Annotated in this window: 1 rRNA gene; it reads right to left on the reverse strand. The window is 45.7% G+C overall.

Going from position 1 to position 230, the window contains the following annotated elements:
- Positions 1-230 (reverse strand): 23S ribosomal RNA (locus tag KJQ99_RS10345); the annotation flags it as partial.

Raw genomic sequence — 230 nt, forward strand, 5'->3', positions numbered from 1 at the left:
GCTTAACCTTGCCAGACACCACAACTCGCAGGCTCATTATGCAAAAGGCAGTCCATCACCCTGTATTGCTACATAGGGCTCTGAATGATTGTAAGCAAATGGCTTCAGGTTCTATTTCACTCTGATCACCTCAGTTCTTTTCACCTTTCCCTCACGGTACTTGTACACTATCGGTCAGACATTAGTATTTAGGGTTGGATCGTGGTCGACCCAGCTTCAGACAAGATTTC

This window comes from Campylobacter sp. 2018MI13 (assembly GCF_018501135.1).
Classification (GTDB): domain Bacteria; phylum Campylobacterota; class Campylobacteria; order Campylobacterales; family Campylobacteraceae; genus Campylobacter_E.